Genomic DNA, 25,810 nt, shown 5'->3' with positions numbered 1-25,810 from the left:
AAACTTATTCAATGGTATCGCTATTTTCTGAGCAGGAGAGATATAATTCACTTGTAGAGGCATCTCCTATGCCAACAGCTATATATGTAGGGGAAGATATGGTGGTAAGTGCTGCAAACCAGGCTATGCTTGATTTGTGGGGTAAACCAGCATCCATTCTTGGAACAAAACTAATGGATGCACTCCCGGAATTGGAAGGGCAACCCTTTTTTGAAATCTTAAGTCATGTTTTTAGAAGTGGAGAAACTTATCATACCAAAGAATCTCCAGCAGATCTTGTGGTAGATGGAATCTTGCAAACTTTCTATTTTACCTTTACCTATAAGCCCATAAAAAATGATCAGGGTGAGATTTTTGCCATCATCAATACTGCCGCACATTTAACGGAACTGGTTAATGCAAAAAAACAGATTATCGAAACCCAGCAACGTTTATCATTTGCGCTTTCATCGGCCGAAATAGGTACCTGGGATTTGGATCCAATTCATGAACACATCATCTTGGATGAAAAATGTAAAGCCATTTATGGTTTTCCTCAGGATGCTACTATTAAATATGGGACAATCTTATCTTGTATTCACCCCATGGATGTCGAGCTGGTTCGCGATGCGATGGCTAATGCAATTAATGGTTATAATGGTGGCCAATATGATATTAAACACCGAACGAACAGTCAGGTGAATGGCCAAATCAGGTGGGTTCATTGTAAAGGAAAAGCCTACTTTAATGAGGATAATATTGCCTATCGTTTCTCAGGCATTGTACAGGATATCACTGCTGATGTAAAGGCCAGACAGCGGGAGCATCAGCTTCTGACATTGATTAATCAAAATGCTGACCACATGACTATTGCAACCTTGGAAGGTAAAGTTATTTACATGAATGAGGCATCCAGAAAAATGTTGGGTATTCCATTGGATGCTGATGTGCGTGAATTTAGTGCTAAAGATTTCTACACACCACAGGAGTTAAATCGTGTTCAGAACCATATCATTAAAGAAATTGATGAGGTGAAGGGTTGGACTGGCCATATCACTTTACTTAATTACCAAACAAAGGAAAATATTCCTTGTATGGTGAATTATTTATTAATCAAAGATCTGGAAACCGGAGAAGTTATTGGAAGAGGAGCTACTGCACGGGATTTGCGTCCGGAAATTAAGGTAAAAGCCGATCTTCAGAAACTAGCTGCGATTATTGGCAGCAGTGAAGATTTCTGTAATTATTGTGATATTGATGGTCATATTCAATACATCAATCCATCCGGTATCGCTCTGATTGGTGTCAATGAAAATCAGATTCGAAGCTATAGCCTTTTTGACTATCATAGCGAATCATCAAACGAAAAGATTAAAAACGAAATTTTTCCAATACTTTTTACAGATGGAAAATGGTCTGGAGAATTGGAGTTAATCCACCAGGTAACTAAAGAAATTATCCCTATTCATAAACAGTTTTATATGATCAGGGAAGAATTTACCAATACGCCTGTGGCTATTGCGGCAATAGCAAGAGATTTACGGCCAGAGTTAAACATCAGGCAAACACTTGCTGATAAAAATTTAGCCATGCAAAATGCTGTTCAGGAGCTTGAATTTTTAGCCAATAGCGTACCTCCGGTAGTATGGTCGAGTAAGCCAGATGGATACCTGGATTATATTAACAAAAGATGGTTTGAGCAAACCGGTAAAAGCGATGAAGAAACATTGGGTAGCCGTTGGGTAGAAAATGTACATCCAGATGATGTTCATCATGCAATAAAAACCTGGAATTCATCTCTCCAAACCGGAAATCCATATGAAATTGAGTTTCGTAGCTTAGATAAATTTGGAACATACCGTTGGTATCTCGTAAGGGCAATCCCTTTAAATGACAGCGATGGAAATATTATAAAATGGTATGGCACCAACACCGATATACACCATCAAAAGGAACTGGAAAAGCAAAAGGATGATTTTTTAGGCATTGCAAGTCATGAGTTGAAAACACCTGTAACCAGTCTGAAGGCCTATGCACAGGTAGTAGAATCGATGTTTAAACGTTCAGGAGATTTCAAAAATGCTGATCTTCTGGGGCGAATGAATAAGCAGGTAGATCGGTTGAGTAATCTGATTAACGACTTGCTTGATGTAACAAAGATTAATTCAGGAAGGCTACAGTTTAATGAAACCGAATTCGATTTTAATGAAATGGTGGAGGAAGTAATCGAAGATGTTCAGCGAACCTCATTTAAACACCTCATTCATCCTGAGCTCAGTTTCAAAAAGAAAATTGTTGGAGATCGGGATCGGATTTGCCAGGTGGTAACCAATTTATTAACCAATGCTGTAAAGTATTCTCCTGATGCAAATGAAGTGGTCATCAATACGCTTGATCTTGGTGATCGTGTTCAGGTTTCAGTCAGGGATTATGGTATTGGCATCAGCCCTGATTTAAAAGATCATGTATTTGAACAATTTTACAGGATTAGTGGAGATAAGCGGCACACCTTTCCTGGCTTAGGATTGGGCCTTTATATTTCATCAGAAATTGTAAAAAGGTTTGGCGGTAAAATCTGGGTAGATTCCGTAGAAGGCAAAGGTTCTACCTTTTGTTTTTCTATTCCGGTTAATCAATAAGCTGACCATAAAATTTCAGGTTCAATTTTATAAAATTTAAACAATTCTGCAAATAAGAGGTTAAGGATAGGTATATATTTATCCGATCCGATCTACTTATGGCAAAAAATAAAATTACTTTAAAAGGAATATGGAGTGTGCTAAAAGCTGCTTTTACTGGCTTTGGCGATCATAAGGTTACCAAGTTAAGTGGCTCACTCGCTTACTATACGGTATTTTCGATGGCACCTTTACTGGTGGTGATTATTTCGTTGTGTGGGATATTTTTAGGTCGGGAAATTGCAGAAGGTCAGGTTTATGCACAACTGGAGGGTTTTCTTGGTCGTGAATCTGCAGCATCTTTACAAGAATTGATTAAAAATGCTTATCTTGATGGTAAAAGTACCATTGCTTTAATTATTGGTATTGTTACCCTATTAATTGGCTCAACCACTATTTTTGGCGATATTCAAGATTCTATTAATACCATTTGGGGAATTAAGCCAAAACCAAAAAGAGGTTGGGTGAAATTGCTGCAAAATCGTTTCTTGTCGTTCTCTGTGATTATCAGTTTAGGATTTGTTTTGTTGGTTTCTTTAGCGGTTACGTCTGTTTTAGATGCATTCAGCGATAGGTTACAAGCTCGTTTTGCTGATGTTTCATATTATGTATTTTACGTTCTTAACCAGGTAATTACGCTGCTTGTAATTTCTACAGTGTTTGGCGTTATATTTAAGGTCTTGCCAGATGCGATTATCAAATGGAAAGATGTGATGGCAGGAGCAGTAGTAACTGCTGTATTATTTATGATTGGTAAGTTTGCGATATCACTTTATATCGGACAGAGTGATGTGGGGGGAACTTATGGTGCAACAGGATCATTGGTAGTAGTACTATTATGGACTTATTACTCTTCTATCATTTTATATTTTGGTGCCGAATTTACCAAGGCTTACGCCATTGCCTTCGGATCTGAAATTTATCCTGCTCATTACGCGGTAACGATGAAGGAGGTAGAAGTTGAAACAGGCCGTGTTTCTCTTCAGGATAATCATCCTGAATTAATTGAGGAGGTGAAGAAAGCTGAAAAGGATAATTAATAATGCCAACTGATTAATTTTGTGGGAAGCAACACATCAAAAAAATAAATTCAAAGCCATTAAAATAGATTTAACAGGCCTGGTGGAAATAGTAAAATCTTAAATAAGTTATTTGAGATTTATGTTGAATATGATTATTCTCCCCAGGCGGTAATAATCAATTGCCTTGAGCCACCATAATTTCGATGTTCACATAGGTAGATGCCTTGCCAGGTGCCAAGCGCTAATCTTCCATTGCGGATTGGAATGGTTACTGAACTACCCAGCAATGCAGATTTAAGGTGTGCCGGCATATCATCCGAACCTTCATAATCATGCTTATATTCCGGATCGTTTTCACGTACTGTTTTATTAAAGAACATTTCGAAATCTACCCGTACCGTTGGGTCTGCATTTTCATTGATGGTTAAAGAAGCAGAAGTATGCTGAATAAACACCTGACAAATTCCGGCCTTGATTAAACTAATATCCGGCAGGGCATTTTCTACTTCATTAGTAATAATGTGAAATCCTCTTCTTCTTTCTCTAAGTGAAAGGGCTTGCTGATAAACTTTCATATTCAAAATTACTTAACAATCCATCCTCTTAGTGCATCTTCATCACTAATAAATTGATAATCTCCAAAACTACCCAAAACACTCACCAATTGCCCGGCCATTAAAGTCTTTTTAATAGCGGCTGTACGATCTGGCTGATCGTAAACCATTTGTTGTAGTGCATTAATTTTAATTTTTTTTAATGGTTTGTTGATGTCACTCAATGCTGTACTTTGAATAAATCCAATTTTACCATCTGGTAATTCAGCTTTGTAAAAATCACCCGTGGCCGATTGAACATTTACAATAGCGGCTTTACTTAAACTTTCGACAACACCAGCACTTTGTAAGGGTGCATTTAAAAATTTAACTGTTCGTGAGGTTCTTAAGGTTTTATTAAGGTTATTAACCGAAGCCGTGATCTTTTGAGGTGTTTTGGTAACCGGATCAATAAAAGGCAAAGGATTCATGGCTCCGCCAGAAGCATATATTCCAAAATGAAGGTGGGTAGCTGTATTCTTGGCATTTCCTGTATTTCCCATTAAGCCAACGGTATCACCTACATTTACCTCTTGGCCTTCAGTTGCAATTTGTTCATCCAAATGCGCATAATACAGAGTATAATCTTTGCCTTTTGGTCTCAACCAAACCACTTTTCCACCTAGGTTATTTTCATTTACCCGGGTAATGGTACCTTCTGCAATGGCTAATACGGGGCTTCTGAATTTCCCAAAAATATCTACACCCTCATGTTTCCTGGCATTATTATCACGGCCATCACCCCAATAGCTGCCAATACTTTTGCTGCTGTTTGATGGTGTAGGGAAAGACAAAGATGGTCCGGTAGTAATTTCTAAAGTATACTGAACACTTTGTAAAAGTTCAGGTTGTAGCCTGATGAGGTAGTTTCCGGTAACGTCTATCTCATATTGGATGGGATTATTTAAAGTATCTGCTGATGCAACCATTTTGCTATTTCCACCAGTAGGTAAATGCCACACATCAAGGTAGAGCATTGCCGCATCAGCAGGTTTTTTAGTAATGGAAATGTTTAACTTTTGACCTTTTGTTGCAGTGAATTGATAAGCAGCTGCAGGAACTTTATCCGAAGCGAAATAGCCTGTTTCCTGATACGGCAAAGTGATGTTTAAAGCTTTATCAAGGCTTAATGATGCTGATTTGATCCAGGCCGAACCCATGGCTGTTTGATCCAGTCCGGTGTTAATTAACTTTCGCTGATACTGCTCATGTGGAGTAGCTGCTTTAAAGAGATTTACTGAGCCGGTTTTGCAGGAAAAAAGTGCTGAGGAAATCAGGGTGAAAAGCAAGAGGTGGAAGAAACGGGATGGCATCATAGTTGAATTTCTTTGATAACAAAAAAAACTACTACAAGTTTCATTACAGAAAATGGGAGGTGTAATCTATATTGAACGTATTTGATACAAAGTTGAGTATTAATTCCTTTAATAACGATGGGTTAAATATATTTGCGGTAGGAGGTTGATATTTCAATCTTTACTACATCTCAAATTTTAACCAATGAATAAATTCGAAAGCCGTTACGCCCAGAGCCCGAAAGAAGTTAAACAAATGGATACCGCAGCACTGCGAGAAAATTTCTTAATCGAAACCATTTTTGAGACTAACCAAGTTAACCTAACCTTATCGCACTTTGACAGATATATTGTTGGCGGAGCGATGCCCGTTAATCAGAAATTGGATTTACCAAATCCTGATGATTTAAAAGCCAGTTATTTTTTAGAACGCAGAGAATTGGGAATTATTAATGTTGGTGGTAAGGCAATCATCACTGCAGATGGTGAACAATATGAGCTTGATTACAAAGAAGCTTTATATATTGGAAAAGGAACAAAGGAAGTTTCATTCGCTTCGGCAGATGCAAATGAACCAGCAAAACTCTATATCAATTCAGCCCCTGCGCATCATACTTATCCAACTAAAAAAGTAAGTAAGGCTGAAGCTGAAATTGTTGAATTGGGAACTCCAGAAACGGCAAATCACCGGATTATCAATAAACTTTTGGTTAACAGTGTTTTGCAAACCTGCCAGTTGCAAATGGGGATGACGGAACTAAAATCTGGTAGTGTTTGGAACACCATGCCTGCACATACTCATGACAGAAGGATGGAAGCTTATTTTTATTTTGAAGTTCCACAGGGGCAGAGTGTTTGCCACTTTATGGGGCAGCCACAAGAAACCCGCCACATCTGGATGCAAAATGATCAGGCCGTGATCTCTCCAAATTGGTCAATCCATTCTGGAGCCGGAACCAGTAATTATACTTTCATTTGGGGCATGGCTGGTGAAAATCTTGATTATGGAGATATGGATCACTGTGCTATAACTGAATTGAAATAATTTTTAAAAAAAAATGGTATTTAAGCCTTTCTGTCTTTTTTCTGCAGGCTGAATACCTTTATAACTAAACAAAAATGTCAGCTAATATATTTGATTTGGCAGGTAAAACTGCGTTGGTAACAGGTTGTAAAAGAGGTATTGGAAAAGCGATGGCTTTGGCTTTGGCTGAGGCTGGTGCCGATATTATTGGTGTTTCAGCCAGCCTGGAACTGGAAGGAAGCTCAATTGAAGAAGAAGTGATCCGTTTAGGAAGAAAGTTTTATGCCTATCAATGTGATTTTGGTAAGCGTGAATCTACACTGGCCTTTGCGGCAAAAGTTAAAGCAGATCATCCGGCAATTGATATTTTGGTAAATAACGCCGGAACCATTTTACGTAAACCAATTGCAGAACATCCAGATGAGATGTGGGATGAAGTAATTGCCGTTAACCAGAATGCACCCTTTATTTTAACCCGGGAAATTGGGAGAGATATGGTGGCCAGAGGCAGTGGTAAGGTTATTTTTACAGCATCATTATTGTCATTTCAGGGCGGTATTACCGTTCCTGGTTATGCAGCCAGCAAGGGTGCTATTGCTTCATTAACAAAAGCATTTGCGAATGAATGGGCTTCGAAAGGTGTAAATGTTAACGCAATCGCCCCAGGTTATATTGCAACAGATAATACATCAGCATTACGGGATGACCAGGAAAGAAGCGCTTCAATTTTGTCTCGTATACCTGCCGGAAGATGGGGAACTCCAGAAGATTTTAAAGGGCCAACATTGTTTCTCGCCTCAAGTGCCAGCGATTATGTTCATGGAACGATATTAACCGTTGACGGCGGCTGGATGGGACGATAGGGAGTTGTTAGTCTTGAGTTCAGAGTCCAAAGTCCAGAGTCAAAAAAATAAAGACCGGTGTCTGAAATTAGATGGTGGAAACATCCTTTACGCTCAGATACCGGTCTTGTTTTTTAAAGAATCTTTACTTTATGAATAAAGGTTATAAATTTCCTTAATGTCTTTAAGGATACTATCAAAATCGATTTTTAAATCAATTAAGCGACCGGTATGGATGTCAAAAACCCAGCCTTGCACCGTTAAACCTCTTAATGTAATTGCTTCTTGTACAGCTGCAGTTTTAAGTAAATTAACACATTGTTCCTGTACATTTAATTCCACTAATCTATTATAGCGGCTGCTTTCATCTTCAATTGCGTTCAACTCATCGCGGTGTGTACGATAAACATCGCGGATATTTCTCAGCCAAGGGTTTAAAATACCCATATCTGCAGGTTGCATGGCAGCTTTAACACCCCCACAATTGTAATGGCCACAAACAATAATGTGTTTCACTTTTAAATGACGAACTGCATAATTTAAAACGGTCATTACACTTAGATCCACGTTATTTACAAGGTTGGCAATATTTCTATGGATAAAAGCTTGCCCGGGTTGTATGCCCATTAAATCTTCAGCAGTTACCCGGCTATCAGAACAGCCAATATATAAAAACTCAGGAGTTTGTCCTTTTGCCAATTCAGTAAAATAATCCGGATCATTGGCCAATTTCCGGCCAATCCATTCTTCATTATTTTTAAAAACTTGTTCTACATTCATATTCTTTCTTTTAATTTATAGTTATATGGGAATGAATCAAGGGATAATTTTTTTTCAAAAATAGAATTTTTTTTTCCATACCATATGCACGGTTCGATGTCAAATAAACTATTTATTGTTTCTCAACATCGACACCATACTAAACGATGGATGTATCAAGCCTATTGTATGATTTTTAACAAATTAACCTATAAAATGTTTGTCATTCTAATTGTATAACATTTCTCTACAACCGAAAGAATGCCGTTGGAAAGTGATCAGAATTATTGATTTAAAGTAATGATTTTTGCTAAAGGCCTTAAAGTTAGAGATGAGGTGAAGTGAAATTAAGAATATGTTTTTACACGAGAAATTGATACTGGCTTTTCTTCTGTTACTTTTGAAAGTTCTTCCAAAGAATATAGGTTCGCCATACATTCTGCAACAGCATTTTTATGCGTATACCAAATATCATCATTTGTGAAATGACAAATACCCAGGCCCATTTCAGTTACAATGCTTCCAAATAAAGAGGCCAGGTGGTGTTCGAACAAATTTCCAGGATAATATTTAATAGAAAATACTTTATTATAACCTTTAAGTTGTACTTCTACTTCAGTGCTGATTTTTATGGGTTTATATACTTTCTTTTTTTTCTTACGCAATAGCTTATCAATAAAACTTTGTTTTACCACTTTCTGACGAAAGTTTTTCCTCTTAAAATCTGCAAGCTCAAATGGCTTAAAGGATGTGCTAAACTGGGCTTTTAAATCACTTGTATTTAATATTTCAATACTGGGTTTAGTCCACCTGAATATTAAAGATAAAATACTTCTGGGATTTTTAAACGTGAATGACTGCTCCAGGCTTAATACATTTTCATGTTGATTTAAGCGTTCAAAAATTTCAGGGATTAGTTCGTCTGTTAAAGAATTGGTATATACGTTTATATAAGCACTCATAATTTTTTATTAAATCAACAAAAAAACTGTTTTTAAAATACAGGTTTATCAATTAATATTAAGCATCTAGTTAAAGTTCATATTGGCAAACTTATATAGCATATCAGGTTAGAAGTTAATATATTCATTCTATTTAAGGGTTGAGGTGTTAATTAATGGCTACAAATATATTCTTAATATTATTGATTTTATAGTGGTAAACGAGAGAATTATTGAAAACGTTACAATCATTTATTATTTAATTATAATATCAAGATTATCAGGTATTTGTTTTCCTAATCTGTAAGCTGTCGTTGATGGCAAGCTAATTTTATGGCCTTATTGCATATTATTTCTCTCCATCAAAGCTTTTAATGTCCTGTTAAAACTTCTTACTGAGATGCCTAAGTATGCAGCCATATCTTCTTTGGAGATGGTTATTTGAGCTTCGCGCTGAAGCTGCAATAATTTTAACAGACCAAATTCTAGTGTATATAATTGTTGATAAGATGCCCTGGTGCTGGTCTGAATGATTCTTATAGATAATTCCTGCGGCAGGATTTTTGTGAAGGCCGTGTTTTTCTCAATCCATTCAAAGAACCTGTAATCAGGAATGGCATACACCATTACTTCACTTATTGCTTCAACGTTGCAGAGGCAATTTATTTTCTTTAGCGCTTCCAGTTCGCCCATTACCTCACCCTTGCCTAAAAACTCAATAATGTAATCCTTTCCGTTTTCTTCTGAGATAAAGCATTTTGTTATGCCATCCTTTATCAGGTAAACATAGGTAATGGTTTCTCCCTGCTGAATAATTTTATGGCCAGGCTTAAATGTTTTTTGCAAGATATTAGAATCTGCGTTTTCGCTATAAAACTGTTCAATAAAGGAAAGAAATTCCAGATTCGTTCTGAGCATATGGCTGATGGAGGGACAAATGTCCTTACTAATATAGTTCTGTTATTTTACTTTTGTCGCACTAAATTTAAGCATAAACATGAATAATCAAATTTCGGTCATTGCATTCGATGCTGATGATACCCTTTGGGTGAACGAGCCCTATTTTCGTGAAGCAGAAGAACAGTTTGCTGCTCTTTTAGAAGATTTTTTGCCGAGGCATAGCATTGTTGCAGCATTATATCAAACGGAAATTGTGAATCTATCTTTGTATGGTTATGGAATTAAAGGCTTTATGTTGAGTATGATTGAAACCACGCTAAAGATTACTGAAGGAAAAGTAGACCCTGTAATTATTCAAAAGGCGATTGATTTAGGGCAGGAAATGCTGAATAAACCTGTTGAATTGCTTGAAGGTGTAGAGGAAGTGCTTAAAGCTTTACACGGAAAATTCAGACTGGTTGTAGCGACCAAGGGAGATTTGCTGGATCAGCAAAGAAAATTAACAAAGTCTGGCTTGGATCATTATTTTCATCATATCGAAATAATGAGTGATAAACAGGAAAACGATTATCAGAAATTGATTAAGCACCTGGATTGTAAGCCCGAAGAATTCTTGATGCTTGGTAATTCCTTAAAATCTGATATTTTGCCTGTTCTGGCCATTGGCGGAAGTGCAGTTCACATTCCATTTCATACCACCTGGATACATGAACGTATCGATCATACCATTGAGCATCCAAATTTTTATCAGATGGAAAGTCTATCTGAAGTTCTATTAAAATTGATAGCATGAGAGAGAAATTAGATTTAAATACCTGGATCAGAAAAGATCATTTTGAGTTTTTTAATACATTCGAAGAACCATTTTTTGGTGTTACAGTTGATGTAGATTGCACTTTGACTTATCAAGAAGCAAAGGAAAAAGGTGTATCGTTCTTCCTGCTTTATTTGTACAAATCGCTATTGGCGGCAAATAGGGTAGAACCATTCCGTTATCGCATTATTGATGAAGAAGTTTGGATATATGAACAGGTTCACGCCTCAGCTACCATTAACCGGCCTAACGGAACTTTCGGCTTTGGATACCTGGATTTCTATCCCGATTTTGAATTATTTAAAACAGAAGCCATAAAAGAGATTAAGAAGGTAGAAAATAGCACCGGCCTGATCCCGTCGTCTTCCGGTGAAAATGTGATTCATTATTCCGCATTGCCATGGCTTAATTTCAAATCACTCTCACATGCCCGTAGTTTTGCTTTTAAAGACAGTTGTCCGAAAATATCTTTTGGTCAGGTAAGAGAGGAGAATGGTTGTAAAATTATGACTGTTTCCATTCATGTTAACCATTCCTTGATGGATGGATTCCATGTGTCGCAATTTGTTAGTGTTTATCAGGAACTGCTTAATCAAAAAAACGGCGAGTTAATTTCAATATAATGATGACTTAACATTAAGCTTATAATTTAGGTTTAATGTTTCTGATTACCATCTCTGTTCCCATTTACACGTTAGCCATCATAGCCATGTTTTACATGGATACGTTTTTGAAGGCATTCTTGTTTTTGGTTTTAGTGTTGGCAGCTACCTTTATTCTTTTTCTTTGTATCTATTATCCATTGCCATCAGCATTGAGTGTAGTGGTCATCATGTTACTCTTCGCTATCAAAATTTAGGGCTTTGGCAAGGATGTTAAATAATTATGAATTATCATTTGCATTAGCTAAACAAATTACTATTTTTGCAGCATAACGGGGGATTAGCTCATTTGGCTAGAGCGCTTCGCTGGCAGTGAAGAGGTGATCGGTTCGAATCCGATATTCTCCACAAAACCGTCTAAATTACTGATTCAGTAAGGTAGACGGTTTTTCTTTTTTATAAGTGCTCTTGTAAAATTCTTTTTTTTAGCTGATATACCAAATCTAGTTGACTATCTTTTTTAATATTAGCTTATCCGTCGATGTCTCACCATAATTGTTCGGAAGATTATGATTGGTCAATTGAAAACTGCTCTTGATGGTTAACCACCCCCTGCCCCTCCTAAATTAGGAGGGGAGTTCCCCTCATTGTGGTGTAATATAGCCTACTAATTAATCCTCCGAATACTGAGGTTTTTCACCGACCGAAATTAATACGGTTTTAGCGTCGATAAATATTTTTTTCAAAGCCTTTCCCTTTCAGGGGATAGGTGCCGATAGGCGGATAGGGGCTTCCAATAAAACTGACGAAGTTCTACCGCCCTCCTGGCCTTTGAAACTTCGTAAGTTAATTTTCGTTTTTTTTAATTGTGTGATTTTATTTACAGAGGCTAATCGGCTAAAATATAATAGTTGATTGAACTTACTCTTCTCATTTAAAACCTGCCAAAATTTATTTTTAAAAAAGCCTTCATTTGCGTCTATAAATAAATCTGAAACACTTTTCAGCGAAACAAAAAAATGTTTCATGAAAAAATGTTTCACTGTTTGTAAACGAAATTCTTGTAAACTTTTTTTTGTTTACAAAAATATTGTTTACAAAAGATGTATTTTGTTTCAAACTTTGAATGAAATGAAAAAATTAAGGGCACAGCTTCGATTAACACAAACAGACATGGCTAAGCTTATGGGGAGTAGTAAAACCAAAGCAAGTTTGTACGAAAAAGGTTTACGCAGCCTCAACGCAAAAGAATTAAACATGTTAAGTGCCATTGAACTTTTGATGAGTAATTCGGCCGAGATCCAGGCCACCGATAAAATCAGTTTAAATGATCAAAAAGCTTTAGTGTCCATGTTGAAAAAGCTAACTTACGATCAGAAACGTGCAACACAGAAACATGAAATCATTAGTGAGAAACTTTCGAGAATGGAAGAAACTTATGCCAGCAACCGTAAGCTGTGGCTTTTGCTTAATGAATTGAAAACAAATTTCAAAGGTGCAACTGCAAACCCGTATGTTGGTGTGCTCGAAATCAGGTGTTTAGAGAAACTTAAATCATGCGCCATCAACTTTCTATGTTAGAAAGTGAAATCGCTTCTACGCAAAAAATTGTGGATGAGTATGAGGGGTTTGGGGTACCGCCGGGGGTGGGTTGAAGGGTTGAAAGGCGCACGCGGAACGCGTGCGCTAACGGGGGGTATTTAGATAAAGGGTAGTAAAAAATTGTTATTCTCTAGAAGAGATCATTACCTTTTTCGTTAATCTTAAAGTTATTCCCCAGGTGATAATGAAAGGAATTAGCAAGATTATGAATTCGCTTTGAAAAAGTAAGTATGCAAGAAGGTGAATGATTGGAAACCATAAAAGCAGTTTTTTAAAATATCGGCCATTAATGAGAAAAGGCAGTGAAAATATTCCAAAATGAGCCAGGTGGGGATTTCGCTAAAAGTGTGCACCAGTTTTCATTCCAAAATGTGCACCACGCTTTTTACCATCCGGTCTTGATGGAATCGTAAAGACTGAGCCAAATATATCCAATCTTCCCAGATTCCTCCCCTTCATTTTCCAGTCTATCTTTCCTGTATTTGATCTATCAATCCTCCACGGAAGATGGTTTTGCAAGAAAAACGGCCTTCCTGGACACGATTTATAGCAAATCAGCCCAATTTAAAAACGCATCAGAATAAGAAATACAATTTTTGATTTTAAGGCCATTAGAACATCTCCATTTCGGTTTCTCTAGACGAAACAACCAAAGAATCCAATCCTGCTTTTCGGAAGCTTAAAGCCGCTTAAAATGAGCCGAATGGCCACTTTCAAGCGAAATCTAGTGACCAATATAGGCCGAAAAAGATGGCCACGATTGATGAAAACCAGTGGTCACTTTTAGCGGAACCCCCAATCAGAGGCTTATCCTAATCTTTAAAGCTAAAATACCTACTCTTATCAAAGTTTTTAAAAAAAGAACTAGGACTTTAAGAAGAGCTGGTGGTCTTAGTAGTAAGTTCAACAAAATGGACTATAACTTAAATATTAACACATTAAACATGAAAACACTAATTAAAAAAAACAATTTTGCTGCCATTTTTAGTTTCCTCTTCTTAACTGTGATTTCTATGAGTGCTTGCAAAAAAGAAAAACAGAAACAAGTTGCCGTTACAGATACCAGTTATCAGGTTAATTCAAAAGTAGATGCAGGCATGACCAAATCAGGCTCTAAAGCAACTGCAACCCTTTCAGGTTTGTATTCACCAAAAAGTAAAAAATTAGTTTACAAAGTAGAATTCAACGCTATTGAACCTTCAGTTATCGAGTTCAGGAATGAAAAGGATGCCGTTATATTCTCTATCAAGAAAACAGGAACAAAATACACTTCTCCTTTGAATGGAGAGATCATTTTAAATGCTGAAAACGAAAATGCCTTGATTAACCAAAAATACTACATTCAGCTTAGTTCAGCCAAGTATCCTAATGGAGAAATAAAAGGACAATTGTCTGCCAAAAAACAATAATCAAATTCACAAATCAACACGTATAAATTACATTAAATTAAAAATTATGAAAATCAAATCAATTTTAAAAAGTACAATGTTTACTTTATTAGTTGCCGGTTTCTTGCCAGTAGCAGTGAATGCGCAGAATAAGCCTGCAAATAAATCTTCAAAAAAGGATACGGTAAAGAAAGCGGTTCCTGTAAGGGCTCCTGGTAAAAATGAAAAAAATGAGGTTTCTGCTCCTATTAAACCAGCAACACCAGCCACATCAACAACACCTGCAAAACCGATAAAACATTAATAACTTCTAAGAGATGCCAGTTCTTCGGGCATCTCTTTCTATTTACAGGGTACCGGTTTAAATTTAAGCCAGTAGTACCTTTATGAAGGGAACAAATTAAATTCTAATCCCGGATCATTAAAACTCTTATTTAATTAAGAAATGACATACCAACCCAGATAGGGGTTATAACGTAAATTTATTATTTACCTATCAGAGAATTTACGGATCTGGTTTGCATTTCTACATCAGTTGTATAAAAAAAACCATTTGCATTCCCCGAAATATTTCCCTTAATATTACCCGGAGCAGCAGACAGAATACCTTTCCAATCTGTTTCCTGAAAGAGACGATACAAATAGGCGCTGTATTCTGCTGAAAGTGAAAATTTATAAATATTTACAAGGCTATTTGGTGCAAGGTTAAGTACTCTTCCCTTCTGAGTAAGTGGATGTAGCGCATTAGGCGTTCCATATGAATGTGAATAACTGAAAGGATAATTTTTGGATAGATGTTCTTCAGCCATGAGTTCTCCTTCAGGCAAAATGAGCCACTGCTGAGACCATAACGTGCCAAAATTATGTTTGGGAACATTTAGCCTTACCTGATTATCTACCATCATCGCAGAGGCTGGAATATAGTTCAAATCGATCGGGTATACAGGTGTAAGTGTATCAACCGCCGTGTAACGTTTATTATCGTATTCTACTGTAAGGGTGTAAGGCTCAAAAAAGTTTTTATTGTTTTCAACAATTCCAGAATAAATACCAGGCTTTTCAGTTTCTTTGAAATAGATGTCATTTTCGCCATCGTTTATAATGACAATGGCATTTTTAACAGTAGGTAAGTTTTTTTCATAACGCGAAATCGGTTTACTCAGCCGTATATATTGTCTTTTACTATTGGTATAAATCCCCCCTTCAATAATCAGATCATAGGGAACAGGGATGGTAGCTTCATTTTTTTTACAGCCATTCAAAATAAGCGTTAATATAATGGCGAAAAATCCTTTAATCTTCATGTTAAAATTTGAAATTATATGATATACCTATTGTACGTCCAGAAAAAGATTGATGATCAAAAGTAATTTCTTGAGACGGCTGCTGGCTGATTCTGTAAAAAAGGGGATTATTGTGGTTATAAATATTGTATAATCCCAGACTGAAAGTGTGAGACCAGGTTCTTTGTCTGATATGAGATGTTGGTGCCCATTGAAGTGTTAAGTCCAAACGATGATAAGGCGGCATCCTTGATGCATTCTTATCACCATAAATAGGTACTTTTAAACCTTTCTGTTCAAAGTATCCAATCGGAAGCGTAACTGGTCTTCCCGAACTATAAGTGAAAAAAGAGCTTACAGAAAGATCTTGAGAGATGCTGTAGCTCATCAGTAATTTTACAGCATGAGGGATATCATAACCAGCAAGATATCTTTGTCCATCCTGGATTGTACTTATCGTGCGGTAAACCTTAGAGAAAGCATACATCAGAGATCCTTTCCACTGATTTATCTCTTTAGAGAATGCAATTTCCAGTCCGTATGCACTTGAACTGCCAGACCGGAGTTGACTTTCTACATATGGGTTAGAAATTAGCTGGGCCTGGTCAATAAGTTCCAGCTGATGCTTTAATTTTTTATAATATACATCCATCGTGTATATGCCACCAAAGAAACGATCTTCATAATTAAGAGAGAAAAAATCAGAACTTTGTGGCAATAGGTTTATGCCAGATGGTATCCAGCTTTCCAGAGAACTAAAAGCAAGTTCATCATTCTGAATCAACTGCATGTATTGATAATTCCTGGCGTAGTTAAACTGGATACGTCCGATAGGGGTTGGCATATATTGTAAAGTTAACCGAGGTTCGAGACGGAAATAGGATTTTGAACCATCCTTCAATAGTACAGGCTGAAATGTCTCATCCAAATCATAGCCTTCGGATGCTGAAATGCTATGAAACAAACTTGCCCTTAATCCATATACCATAGAGATTCGTTTGCTGACTGATAGTTTATGAGAAAAATAAATGGCATGTTCACCAGCATTTGCTCTGGCAATGTCGTTATATAATTCATTTTTGCTCTCGCCGGGAATAAAACGATGAAAAATATTGCTGAAACCGTATTTTAACTGATGACGAAGGTTAATGTAGTACGTGAAATCACCTTTAAACGTAACATCACTAATACCGGTTATCCATTTATTTGTTCCCGAAGAAGAATCTGCGTTAATGGTCAATTCATTTTTATAGTTGCTGTAGATCAGGGATAAATTGGAAAAAAGTTTGGGACTAAAAATATGATTCCAACGGAAAGTAGCAGTCTGATTGCCCCATTTATTCAGATAGCCATTGTTTGACATCACTTCATCTCGGCCAGTATAAGCAGAGAGGAAGATTCTGTCATTTGTTCCGGTTTTATAGTTTGCTTTAAAATTAAGGTCATAGTAAGAGGGGCGGAGATCAAATAATCCAAGATCCCTGCTGAGCAGATTGGTTAGGCTTCGGCGGGCAGAAAGAAGAAAAGAGCTTTTCTCCTTCACTATCGGACCCTCAATAGAAGCCCTGGCTGTTAGCAAACTTATTCCTCCTTTTGCGTGGAATTGTTTATCATCACCATCTGCTGTGCGTACATCAATAACAGAAGAGAGCCGGCCTCCAAAATTTGCTGGTATGGCATCTGCATAAATTTGTAAATTCTTCAGGGCATCCGGATTAAAAACAGAAGTCAGGCCAAATAAATGCCCCGGATTGTAAACAATGGCCTCATCCAGGATAATTAGGTTTTGGTCTTTGTTTCCGCCCCGAATGAACATGTAACTGCTTCCTTCAGTTAAAGAAACTACTCCGTTTTCCATCTGCAAAGCCTTAATCACGTCAGTCTCCCCTTTCAGATAAGGCCTTTGTTTGGCTGTCTCCCAGTTCAAAGTTCTGCTATTATTTAGAAAACCTAGTGAATCTTGATTAGCAGATTTTTTGATCTGTATTTCCTGCAATTCATTAACCATCCTTTCCATACGTGCGGTTAAGTGGTGAGAAGGGTGTTTTAAATCAATACTAATTTTTAATGGAACATACCCGATATGGGTTATTTCGATATCATAAACGCCCTCTTCAGCCGTGAGTGAATAAAATCCATAACTGTTGGTATTTACTCCTTGTTTTCGTTTGCTTATGTAAACAGTTGCCCCAATAAGATCCTCTCCACTTTCAGCATCCACAACTCTTCCGCTAAGCGTGGCATTCTTGGTATCAGGCCGGGAAATAATGATTTCACCTAACACGAGCTTATAGGAAAGTCCTGTTTCTGAAAGCAGGTTTTTAATTATTTTAGAAACTGCCTCATCTTTAAAATACGCGTTTATTTTTTTTTCTGAAGCGTTGATTTCTTCAGAATCGAATGATAGGGGTAATGCATGATTTACGGTTAGCAAATTTAACGCCTGAAGCAGGGATACATTTGGAAAACGTATGGTGATTTTTTTATGTAGTGCATTCTGTTGACCAAAAGCACCTGTCATCATTACTAAAAAACAAAATATGGTTTGGGATATGATTAATAGGGGCTTTCTGGTCTTTTTGCTGCAAGAAATCATCGCTAAATATCGGGTATATTTTTGATATATCCCATTGAACGAGATTTATGGATTTTCAAATAAATACTGATTATCTTTTTTGGTTACCTTCAGATTCAACGTGGAGCCAATAATCTCTATAATTTCGTCTGCCTTTTTATTTTTATAGTATCCATTTAATCTGCGCTCCTTTAAAGCATCATTTCCGAAAAGGATTCTTGTTCCATATACCTGTTCAAGGTCTCGGGCTACATCACCGAGCGGTGTTTGCTGGTAGTGCAAAGTTTTGTCATACCAAGCCTTGTAATTGATATTGTCATTTTTGTGCTGTACCAGTGTTTGTGTACTTTTGTTAAATATGCCCTTATCGCTTTCTTTTAAAATAATTTTCTCTTGTGTTTTATGCTGCTTCATTGCAACTTTTCCACTACTTACCACTACTGTAGTTGCTTTGGGGTCAACGCAGAGATTAAAACTGGTGCCTAAATCCATCACATCCAATTCGCCAATTCGGATCAAAAAAGGGCTGTTTAAATCATGTATCACTTTAAAGTAGGCTTCACCCTTAATAAATTCTACATTTCTTGATTTCATAAATTCTTTATTATTATAGCGTAGTGAGGTGTTTTGGTTCATAAAAACCTCACTTCCATCTGGTAATATTAATTGTTTATGCTCGTTTATCCCAGTTTGGAAATATTGAGTATCAATCCAGCTACGCATATTCACAGCGATGGCCAGGCCAACAATTAATAGTACTGCAGCGGCTGCCATCCATTTGATGTAGCTGATTTTTGCAGGCTTTAGTTTGATGTGATTCTCAACTTCTTCTTTTGAAAAGATGGACTGGCTAAGTACCTCCCATGATTTTTCCGGGTTAAGCCCATTTCTAATTTCCAACAAGCTGAAATCTTCTGAAATATCTATGATCTGACGGTAAGTATTTAAGTTCTCGGTAGCTTCTGCTTTCCAAGTTTCCAATATTACTTTATCCTCATCTGTGAGGGTCCCGTTCTGCTCTTCGAAAATCAGCTGATAAGGAATATTATCTGGAGTATCTGTATTTTTCATTTTGATCCTTATTAATTTAAATTTTTACCAACCTGCTAATAAGACACCGCTCAGATAAATTAGTCCTATGGAGCAGTTGAGTAAAGCAATAACAATGATAAGTAGCTCACCCTTTGGTATTAAGCCCCTTATCTTTTCATAAGCATTGGTTAAGTGGTTTTTGACTGTTTTAATAGAAATATTTAAACTATCTGCAATTTCCTGCTGTTTGCATTTGTCAAATTTGCTCATCATTAGTACCTTCTTACATTGAGGAGGAAGACTTTCAATGGCCTTTTCAAGTAATACCAATTTATCTTCCAATAAGGTAGCCTCATCATGGTCCTCTTCGGCTTCCTCAAAGTCAGCCGTGTATGCCTCAAAATGGTTAGTCATTCTTTTTTCTTTTTTGATGGTGTTTAGTGCACTGTTAATGATACATCTGGAAAGATAAGAAGTAACCGATTGCTTGATGTTGATTTGTAGGGGATTGTTCCACAGCCTGAGGAATACATCATGGACGATTTCCTCAGTTCTTTCCTGATCGCCCAGATATCGGTAACCCAGCATATATAATTTTCGATAGTGACGTTTATAGAGCGCTTCAAAGCTTTTTCTGTCTTTCAGATTAATTCCGTGAATTAATGCTGTATCATAATCTGTCATAAGTGGATATGGCCCTTTAAAATTTATCTTTCTGTCTGATAATATCTGTCAGGCAGAAAACATTGATGTAGTATAGCTTATCTAATGACAACGGTATTAATGAATAGTCCCATGTAAAAATAACATTTTTATAAATCGTTGTATCATCAAGGCTTGAGTAGGACTTTTTGAATCCCTCATTGTCTTTGAAACAGGAGTCCGATCCTTAATGATTGGTTAATTATGCTGTATATGCGTCGATATCTTTTGCCTCTAAAAATTGTATTTATAGTTGTAATGGCTATACTGATGGTGTTTTTTCTATTTCAGGAACAGCAAGAAATCGAAAAATCTTTTGTTTTAATCAGTGTATTAAACCTATGGGTGATTATCGGAATTAGCCTCACCGTAGTTTATATTTATCTGCAAGGTTACCTTTATGTGGCTAGTTTCCGCATATTAAACGCAAGAGTGAATCTGTTTAGTGCCACACGTCTTTTTTTGAAACGTAATCTGCTAAGTGTTTTTTTACCTGCTGGAGGATTTAGCGCGCTGGCTTTTTTTGCTAAAGAAATTAATGGACAGGGATTATCCAAAACCACCATTAACCTGGCATCCTTTGTTTATGCTGTGGCTGGTATTGGTTCATTGTTATTGTTGTCTATTCCAGTGCTTTTATGGCATCAATTATTTGGACATGCCAGTGCAAGCATGTGGATTAATATAGCCGGACTTTGCTTAGTTTTTCTCTTATTAAATCTGCTAGCGTGGTCGTTTATTAGAAAAGGATTTGTTTACAAGTGCCTTCATTCCTATTTCCCTTCTGTTGAGTTGATTTTACAACAGCTGCAAAGCATCAACATCAAAGGCTATCGATGGGTTCAGCCAATTTTGGTTGCACTGCTAACAGAAGTGGTGGGGATTCTACATCTATACATCGCAATGTTGGCGCTGGATATATCCCCAAATCTGGGCTTATGCATCTTTGCCTATACTGTTGGTACTTTATTTTATTGCTTTTCGCCATTGCTGAAGGGCATTGGTGCTGTAGAAATTGCTATGGTATTAGCTTTTATGCAGGGCGGGTTGAGCGAATCTGAATCAATCTCAATTACTTTATTGTACCGTTGTTTTGAGTTTTGGCTACCCCTTATAGCTGGTGTGATCAGTTTTTTTGTGAAAAGAACGAATATAATCATTCGTTTGCTGCCTGCAGTTTTTGCTTTTGTGTTAGGGGTTACTAATATTATCTCTGTATTTAGCCCTGCTTTTACATCACGTATAAAATTAATTGGAAAATTTATTCCTCTTGAGGGGATGAATTTCTCTAATGCGATGATATTATCATTGGGTGTTTTATTAGTGATTTGTTCAATATTTTTAATCAGAGGAGTAAAGAATGCCTGGTATCTCGTTTTTGGTATGGTTGTACTTTCCTTCTTCGGAAATTTAAGTAAGGGGTTTGATTATGAAGAATCTTTATTGGCCTTATTTGTCATTATAATCTTGGTTGTATCCTTTCCTCATTATTATGTTAAAAGGCATAAAAGTATTTTCAATCTACAGCCCGTTATGCTCGTATGGATCTTGTTAGTTGTGTTAGCTTATGGTATACTGGGATTTTATTTTCTCCAGAAAAGTCATTTCAATACTGATTTTACTTTAGACGGCGCAATCAGCAGTACATTAAATGGATTTATACTGTTAAATAATAATTTGCCAGCACCCAAAACCTTTTTTGCCAGGTTTTTTCTTTTGTCCTTAAATTTTTTAGGCATTAGTTTTTTCACCATGCTGTTTTGGAAGTTAATAGCTCCTTATGCACCATCATTAAATAAACTGAAAAAAAATGCACCTCATGCAAAATTGCTATTGGAGCAACATGGGTGTTCTCCCATAGATTATTTTAAAATAGACGGAGACAAATATCATTTTATCGGTAGAAATACAGAAGGCTTTATTGCGTTTAGCATTTCTTCAGGTTTTGCCCTTGTTTTGGAAGGACCAGTTTGTAATAACACTCCAGAAGATATTAAAGCAATAGTTGGTGAATTTGAGATATTTTGCCAAGCCAAAGGTCTCCGTCCGGTTTATTACCGGGTAGATGCTACCCAGAGAAGCATATTTAAGGGAATGGGAAAGAAATCTTTTCACATCGGACAGGAGGCACTCGTTGAGGTCCAGTCATTTTCTCTGGAAGGGAAGCGGAGAAAGTCTTTACGTAATGCAGTTAATAAACTTAATAAAGAAGGCTATGAATCAAGAATTTACCAAGCACCCATTTCACCGGAAATGATGCTTCAATTAAAATTTATTTCAGATTCCTGGTTGAAAAATAATGGCCGGCAGGAGAGAGGGTTTTCACAAGGTGTCTTTGATCCGCAGAAATTAAAACAACATGATATTATTACTCTCGAAAATCCGGAAGGGAAAATTGTTGCATTTTTAAACATCATTCCTAATTATGCTCCAGGTGAAGCCACATATGATCTCGTTCGTAAGTTAGATGGTGAATGTGGCGGAAATATTGACATCCTGATTTTAAAGTTTATTGAATACTGTAAAGAACAAGGCTATCTACAGCTTAATATGGGTTTAGCTCCATTTTCTGGCATGAATGGACATTCAACCTATTTAGAAAAAGTGCTGCAGGTAATTTATTATATTCTACCTTCAATACGTGCCTGGCAGGGAATTCGTGATTTTAAAGATAAATTCGATCCACAATGGCATGATAAATTTTTGATTTACGAACATGATTATGATCTTTTATTATTACCGCTTGCACTAAACCAAGTGATGCGAACCGATACGAAACCCCGTGAACGATCTTCTTAAACCAACGAGCTGCTACCTTTTAGTTCATTTAATAGTGGTCGCATTGCATGTAAATATTCAAGGTATGAACACAGCTTTTGAGTTGATGGATAAAGGTGATGTCAAATACCGTTTTGTAATTGACATGGCCATTGAAAATGACCGATCACTTAAACACCAAAAGCCCCAATCATTTGATTGAGGCTTCAGAAACAGTTAAAGATGATGTTATTTTATAAATGGTGTTACTACCTTCCCGTCAGGATTTAAAAGAGTAAGGCCAAGTAATTGTGCAACAGTTGGCGCTACATCTTCAAGTCCGATAGACTCTAAAACAACCCCATTTTTTATTCCTGTTCCAGCGATGATAAAACCGGTACGGATTTCCGGACTATCCGGGAAGTAACCATGCGCACCACCTTTTTTAGGTGATGAAACCGGGCCAGAGGCAGCATCTTGAATGTACACTCCATTAGTAGCCGCCAATGCAAAACTGGCGTGCGGATCTGCTCCGATTTTATCAAGTTCATCACGTTCAACTATCCGGAACATCTGCTTGTATTCAGCTGGTAAATCGGCCAGTTTCTGTCGAACTTTTTTAAGGATAGCCAGATCTTTTTTGTTCTTAAGGTGAAAGAACGCAGATCCTCCGGCAGACTGAAATTTAGCTATAGGTTCTTCTGTGCCCACTTTACTATCGATGCCAAGTTCAGTTAGCCACACATTAGGCGAGAGTGTTTTCTCAATATTTACAAAGCCATGATCGCCTGTAATGATGATGGCTGTACTGTCTTGCATGCCGGCTTTTTTTATGGCATCTAATAAATTCATTACCGCATGATCTGCTGAGGCAACAGCTCTGCTCACGCCGTCACCAGATCTTCCCTCTTTATGTTCTGCGCCATCAACCCCCGCAATATGAATGCTTAGGAGATTGGGTTTATATTTTCGCAAAATGTAAGCAGCCATTCGGCTGTTGTTTTCATCCATAGCCAAAGAACTCAGGTTGAGGTCTTGCATATCAACATCTCCAATGGCATATTTCTCCATTTCCTCCAGCAAACCTTTTGGTGTGGCAAGTGCCGATATTGCACTTTTGCGATCAGCCATGTTGGTTTCAGACCAGATCTCTGGAAGATTATAATCTATTTCAGCACCAACAGATATTGGCCATGAAACCGATGCTGATTTTAATCCTTTCTTCCTTGTCGCCTGCCAAAGTGTTTCTGCTTTGATTTTTTTAGCATCGGTAGTCCATTCATATTTATGGGCTTCATTTGGCATGGTGTTATAAGTAATGCCATGTTTGGCAGGAAAAGCACCCGTGATGAGGGTGGTGTGTGAAGGGTAAGTTACACTTGGAAAAATGCAGCGCACACCCTTTGCATATGATCCGCTTGCCGCAAGTTGCTGTAAATTTGGGGCCGGCCAGCTTTTATCCAGATAGAAATCAGGGCGAAAACCATCAATACTGACCAATACCACATATTTAGGCATTTGGGCCTTTGCACTGATTGTAATGGCCGTCAAAATAGCAAGGCCTATCATTTTTTTTAAACGATTCATTTTCATGTTAATTGATAAAGGGAAAGATTTCTTTTGCTGTTTTATTGCTCACCAATACTTTGTTCATGTCATATTTCATGGTGACCACTCCAGTTGCCACATTATTGGTAAAATCATCCATTCCACGGTTTTTAGGGATAAAAGATGGGATTTGAGCAACTAAGTCAGTCGGTTTTACATTGGGATTGTTTAATTGTTCGGTTTGCGAAACCGGGAATTTAATGCCCAGGTCACTCATCCTTCTGCCTTCAGAGATGAAAATTTCCTGTCTCATTCTGTAAACCAGGTATAATAATGCATCCTGGGTGGTGGCCGCATCGATATCTGCAGCGGTAATTTTTGTGCCAGACACGGTTGAAATATTGATGTTTGCTGTTTTTCTGTCCAGTACATATCCAGTACGTTCTATATCAGCATCATCAAACTTTACCTTTACGGCAGTTAATGGATAATCATTCCGGTTACCGCCATTTCTGGTTTCTTTTACATCACTGAAAGTCGCTACCTGTCTTTTCGCAATCACATCGGTTAACAGGTTTTTTAAAGTTGTTCTGGCATTATTCAGCTCATTGGTTGAAACCTGTATTTCAGCCAGGATCAAATATGCTTCTTCCCCTTTCAGGTAACTCACTGGCTTCTGATCTAAGGCAATCGTCCCAGTGTTGTAATATTTCGGATCCAGAAAATCCAGACGGGGAAGTGGTGCAAATTCATTAGTAGTGGAAGAAAAAAGATAAGTCTGAAAATCATTTGCTGCGCCGTTCTGTCCATCAAAAACCTGTTGTTTAAGTAAAAGAGGGGTAGCCATTACCGCTGTTGCAAATGTTCTCGCCTGTGTTGCATCACCTAGGTCATAATAAATCCTGGCTTTTAACAAAGTGTAAGCAAGTTTTTCTGTCGCATTAGTTTGTAATGAAATCGCCTGATCCAAAGCTGCGATGGCTATCGCATAATGTTGTGCGGGGCTAAGCACAACACCCTTAGCGGCACCCGGAAGGCCCGTAAATAATTCTCCGCTTAATACATGTGCATAAGCATTTATAAAGTACATTTCTGCTTTTTGAACAGGCGTAGTTGATTTGTCTGCATCTGCAACTGTGGTTAAACCATATTCAGACATTTCGCGTAAGCGTTGAATAGCAGACTGAATGTTATTCACGTCCAGATCAAAATTGTCAATCTGTGGAATATCAAATACTTTGTTGCTCAAAGTTCTGTTGTTGAAATAATTATCAGATACCAGCTCTGTATTTACAATAACCTGGTTCATGGTCAACGCCATCTGACGCTTTAATCCTGTTAGCCAGGTGGTGGATACGTTTGTTGTGGTGAGGTAAACCTCATCAGTAATATTGGGGTTATCTTTGGCACAGCCTGCAAGCAGAATGCATGCAATGATTGCGTTACCAATATTTTTTATATATTTTTTCATCTG

General features: G+C 37.3%; 22 protein-coding genes and 1 tRNA gene. 12 read left to right on the top strand and 11 right to left on the bottom strand.

The annotated features are described in order from the left end of the window. The first annotated feature begins 11 nt into the window (after positions 1 to 11). A complete protein-coding gene (locus EV200_RS05425; protein ID WP_132529969.1) occupies positions 12 to 2,618 on the top strand; it encodes a PAS domain-containing sensor histidine kinase in 2,607 nt (868 codons plus the stop codon). A 98-nt stretch (positions 2,619 to 2,716) separates the two neighbouring features. Continuing rightward, positions 2,717 to 3,697, top strand: a complete 981-nt coding sequence (locus EV200_RS05420) for a YihY/virulence factor BrkB family protein (RefSeq protein WP_132529967.1) — start codon at positions 2,717 to 2,719, stop codon at positions 3,695 to 3,697. 134 nt (positions 3,698 to 3,831) lie between these two features. Here EV200_RS05420 and EV200_RS05415 read toward each other — a convergent pair whose 3' ends face one another. Then, entirely contained in the window at positions 3,832 to 4,254 is a 423-nt protein-coding gene (locus EV200_RS05415) for a secondary thiamine-phosphate synthase enzyme YjbQ (RefSeq protein WP_132529965.1), read from the bottom strand. Between the two features lie 8 nt (positions 4,255 to 4,262). Continuing rightward, positions 4,263 to 5,588 carry a M23 family metallopeptidase gene (locus tag EV200_RS05410; RefSeq protein ID WP_132529963.1) on the bottom strand — a complete coding sequence of 442 codons (1,326 nt, stop codon included), beginning with the start codon at positions 5,586 to 5,588 and terminating at the stop codon, positions 4,263 to 4,265. Between the two features lie 184 nt (positions 5,589 to 5,772). Between EV200_RS05410 and kduI the strand changes: the two genes are divergently transcribed. Both kduI and EV200_RS05400 read left to right on the top strand, forming a co-directional pair. After that, complete coding sequence (gene kduI / locus EV200_RS05405) at positions 5,773 to 6,612, top strand: 5-dehydro-4-deoxy-D-glucuronate isomerase (protein WP_132529961.1); 840 nt, start codon at positions 5,773 to 5,775, stop codon at positions 6,610 to 6,612. Between the two features lie 74 nt (positions 6,613 to 6,686). Then, positions 6,687 to 7,454, top strand: coding sequence for an SDR family oxidoreductase (locus tag EV200_RS05400; RefSeq protein ID WP_132529959.1), 768 nt, complete (start codon positions 6,687 to 6,689; stop codon positions 7,452 to 7,454). A 129-nt stretch (positions 7,455 to 7,583) separates the two neighbouring features. Here the strand turns inward: EV200_RS05400 and EV200_RS05395 are convergent, their stop codons facing one another. From EV200_RS05395 to EV200_RS05385, 3 genes are all read right to left on the bottom strand, one after another. Then, entirely contained in the window at positions 7,584 to 8,213 is a 630-nt protein-coding gene (locus EV200_RS05395; RefSeq protein ID WP_132529957.1) for a carbonic anhydrase, read from the bottom strand. Between the two features lie 326 nt (positions 8,214 to 8,539). Then, entirely contained in the window at positions 8,540 to 9,154 is a 615-nt protein-coding gene (locus EV200_RS05390) for a hypothetical protein (RefSeq protein WP_132529955.1), read from the bottom strand. Positions 9,155 to 9,472: 318 nt separating this feature from the next. Beyond that, a complete protein-coding gene (locus tag EV200_RS05385; RefSeq protein WP_132529953.1) occupies positions 9,473 to 10,051 on the bottom strand; it encodes a Crp/Fnr family transcriptional regulator in 579 nt (192 codons plus the stop codon). Positions 10,052 to 10,130: 79 nt separating this feature from the next. Between EV200_RS05385 and EV200_RS05380 the strand changes: the two genes are divergently transcribed. The 7 genes from EV200_RS05380 to EV200_RS05350 all read left to right on the top strand — a co-directional run bounded on the left by EV200_RS05380 (position 10,131) and on the right by EV200_RS05350 (position 14,743). Continuing rightward, positions 10,131 to 10,826 (top strand): HAD family hydrolase, encoded by a 696-nt coding sequence (locus EV200_RS05380; protein ID WP_132529951.1) that lies wholly within the window; start codon positions 10,131 to 10,133, stop codon positions 10,824 to 10,826. Beyond that, entirely contained in the window at positions 10,823 to 11,470 is a 648-nt protein-coding gene (locus EV200_RS05375) for a chloramphenicol acetyltransferase (protein WP_132529949.1), read from the top strand. The genes EV200_RS05380 and EV200_RS05375 overlap by 4 nt, the downstream gene beginning before the upstream one ends. 35 nt (positions 11,471 to 11,505) lie before the next feature. Continuing rightward, positions 11,506 to 11,706: a hypothetical protein gene (locus EV200_RS05370; protein ID WP_132529947.1), complete on the top strand. Its 201-nt coding sequence runs from the start codon at positions 11,506 to 11,508 to the stop codon at positions 11,704 to 11,706. A gap of 77 nt (positions 11,707 to 11,783) precedes the next feature. Next, a tRNA-Ala gene (locus tag EV200_RS05365) sits at positions 11,784 to 11,857 on the top strand. A gap of 723 nt (positions 11,858 to 12,580) precedes the next feature. Further along, positions 12,581 to 13,030: a helix-turn-helix domain-containing protein gene (locus tag EV200_RS05360; protein WP_132529945.1), complete on the top strand. Its 450-nt coding sequence runs from the start codon at positions 12,581 to 12,583 to the stop codon at positions 13,028 to 13,030. Positions 13,031 to 13,995: 965 nt separating this feature from the next. Further along, positions 13,996 to 14,460, top strand: coding sequence for a CHRD domain-containing protein (locus EV200_RS05355; RefSeq protein WP_165877870.1), 465 nt, complete (start codon positions 13,996 to 13,998; stop codon positions 14,458 to 14,460). 46 nt (positions 14,461 to 14,506) lie between these two features. Further along, complete coding sequence (locus EV200_RS05350) at positions 14,507 to 14,743, top strand: hypothetical protein (protein WP_132529941.1); 237 nt, start codon at positions 14,507 to 14,509, stop codon at positions 14,741 to 14,743. A 181-nt stretch (positions 14,744 to 14,924) separates the two neighbouring features. Here EV200_RS05350 and EV200_RS05345 read toward each other — a convergent pair whose 3' ends face one another. The 4 genes from EV200_RS05345 to EV200_RS05330 form a co-directional block, all read right to left on the bottom strand. Further along, positions 14,925 to 15,743 (bottom strand): DUF4249 domain-containing protein, encoded by an 819-nt coding sequence (locus EV200_RS05345; RefSeq protein WP_132529939.1) that lies wholly within the window; start codon positions 15,741 to 15,743, stop codon positions 14,925 to 14,927. A gap of 1 nt (position 15,744) precedes the next feature. Next, positions 15,745 to 18,246 (bottom strand): TonB-dependent receptor, encoded by a 2,502-nt coding sequence (locus tag EV200_RS05340; RefSeq protein WP_165877869.1) that lies wholly within the window; start codon positions 18,244 to 18,246, stop codon positions 15,745 to 15,747. 117 nt (positions 18,247 to 18,363) lie between these two features. Next, positions 18,364 to 19,368 carry a FecR family protein gene (locus EV200_RS05335; protein ID WP_132529937.1) on the bottom strand — a complete coding sequence of 335 codons (1,005 nt, stop codon included), beginning with the start codon at positions 19,366 to 19,368 and terminating at the stop codon, positions 18,364 to 18,366. A 24-nt stretch (positions 19,369 to 19,392) separates the two neighbouring features. Further along, the gene (locus tag EV200_RS05330) at positions 19,393 to 20,013 is read right to left on the bottom strand and encodes an RNA polymerase sigma factor (RefSeq protein WP_132529936.1); all 621 of its coding nucleotides are present in this window, start codon (positions 20,011 to 20,013) and stop codon (positions 19,393 to 19,395) included. 231 nt (positions 20,014 to 20,244) lie between these two features. Here EV200_RS05330 and EV200_RS05325 point away from each other — a divergent pair, with 231 nt between their 5' ends. Further along, on the top strand, positions 20,245 to 22,830 hold the full coding sequence (locus tag EV200_RS05325; protein ID WP_165877868.1) for a phosphatidylglycerol lysyltransferase domain-containing protein: 2,586 nt from the start codon (positions 20,245 to 20,247) through the stop codon (positions 22,828 to 22,830). Between the two features lie 207 nt (positions 22,831 to 23,037). Here the strand turns inward: EV200_RS05325 and EV200_RS05320 are convergent, their stop codons facing one another. Together EV200_RS05320 and EV200_RS05315 are read right to left on the bottom strand one after the other, a co-directional pair. Beyond that, positions 23,038 to 24,375 (bottom strand): alkaline phosphatase family protein, encoded by a 1,338-nt coding sequence (locus tag EV200_RS05320; RefSeq protein ID WP_229676774.1) that lies wholly within the window; start codon positions 24,373 to 24,375, stop codon positions 23,038 to 23,040. A gap of 7 nt (positions 24,376 to 24,382) precedes the next feature. Then, entirely contained in the window at positions 24,383 to 25,807 is a 1,425-nt protein-coding gene (locus EV200_RS05315; RefSeq protein ID WP_132529933.1) for a RagB/SusD family nutrient uptake outer membrane protein, read from the bottom strand. Between the last annotated feature and the right edge of the window lie 3 nt (positions 25,808 to 25,810).

The organism is Pedobacter psychrotolerans, from assembly GCF_004340665.1.
In the GTDB taxonomy this organism is placed as follows: Bacteria; Bacteroidota; Bacteroidia; order Sphingobacteriales; family Sphingobacteriaceae; genus Pedobacter; species Pedobacter psychrotolerans.
The sequence above is the reverse complement of the archived record's forward strand: the minus strand, read 5'-3'. Positions and strand labels throughout refer to the sequence as shown.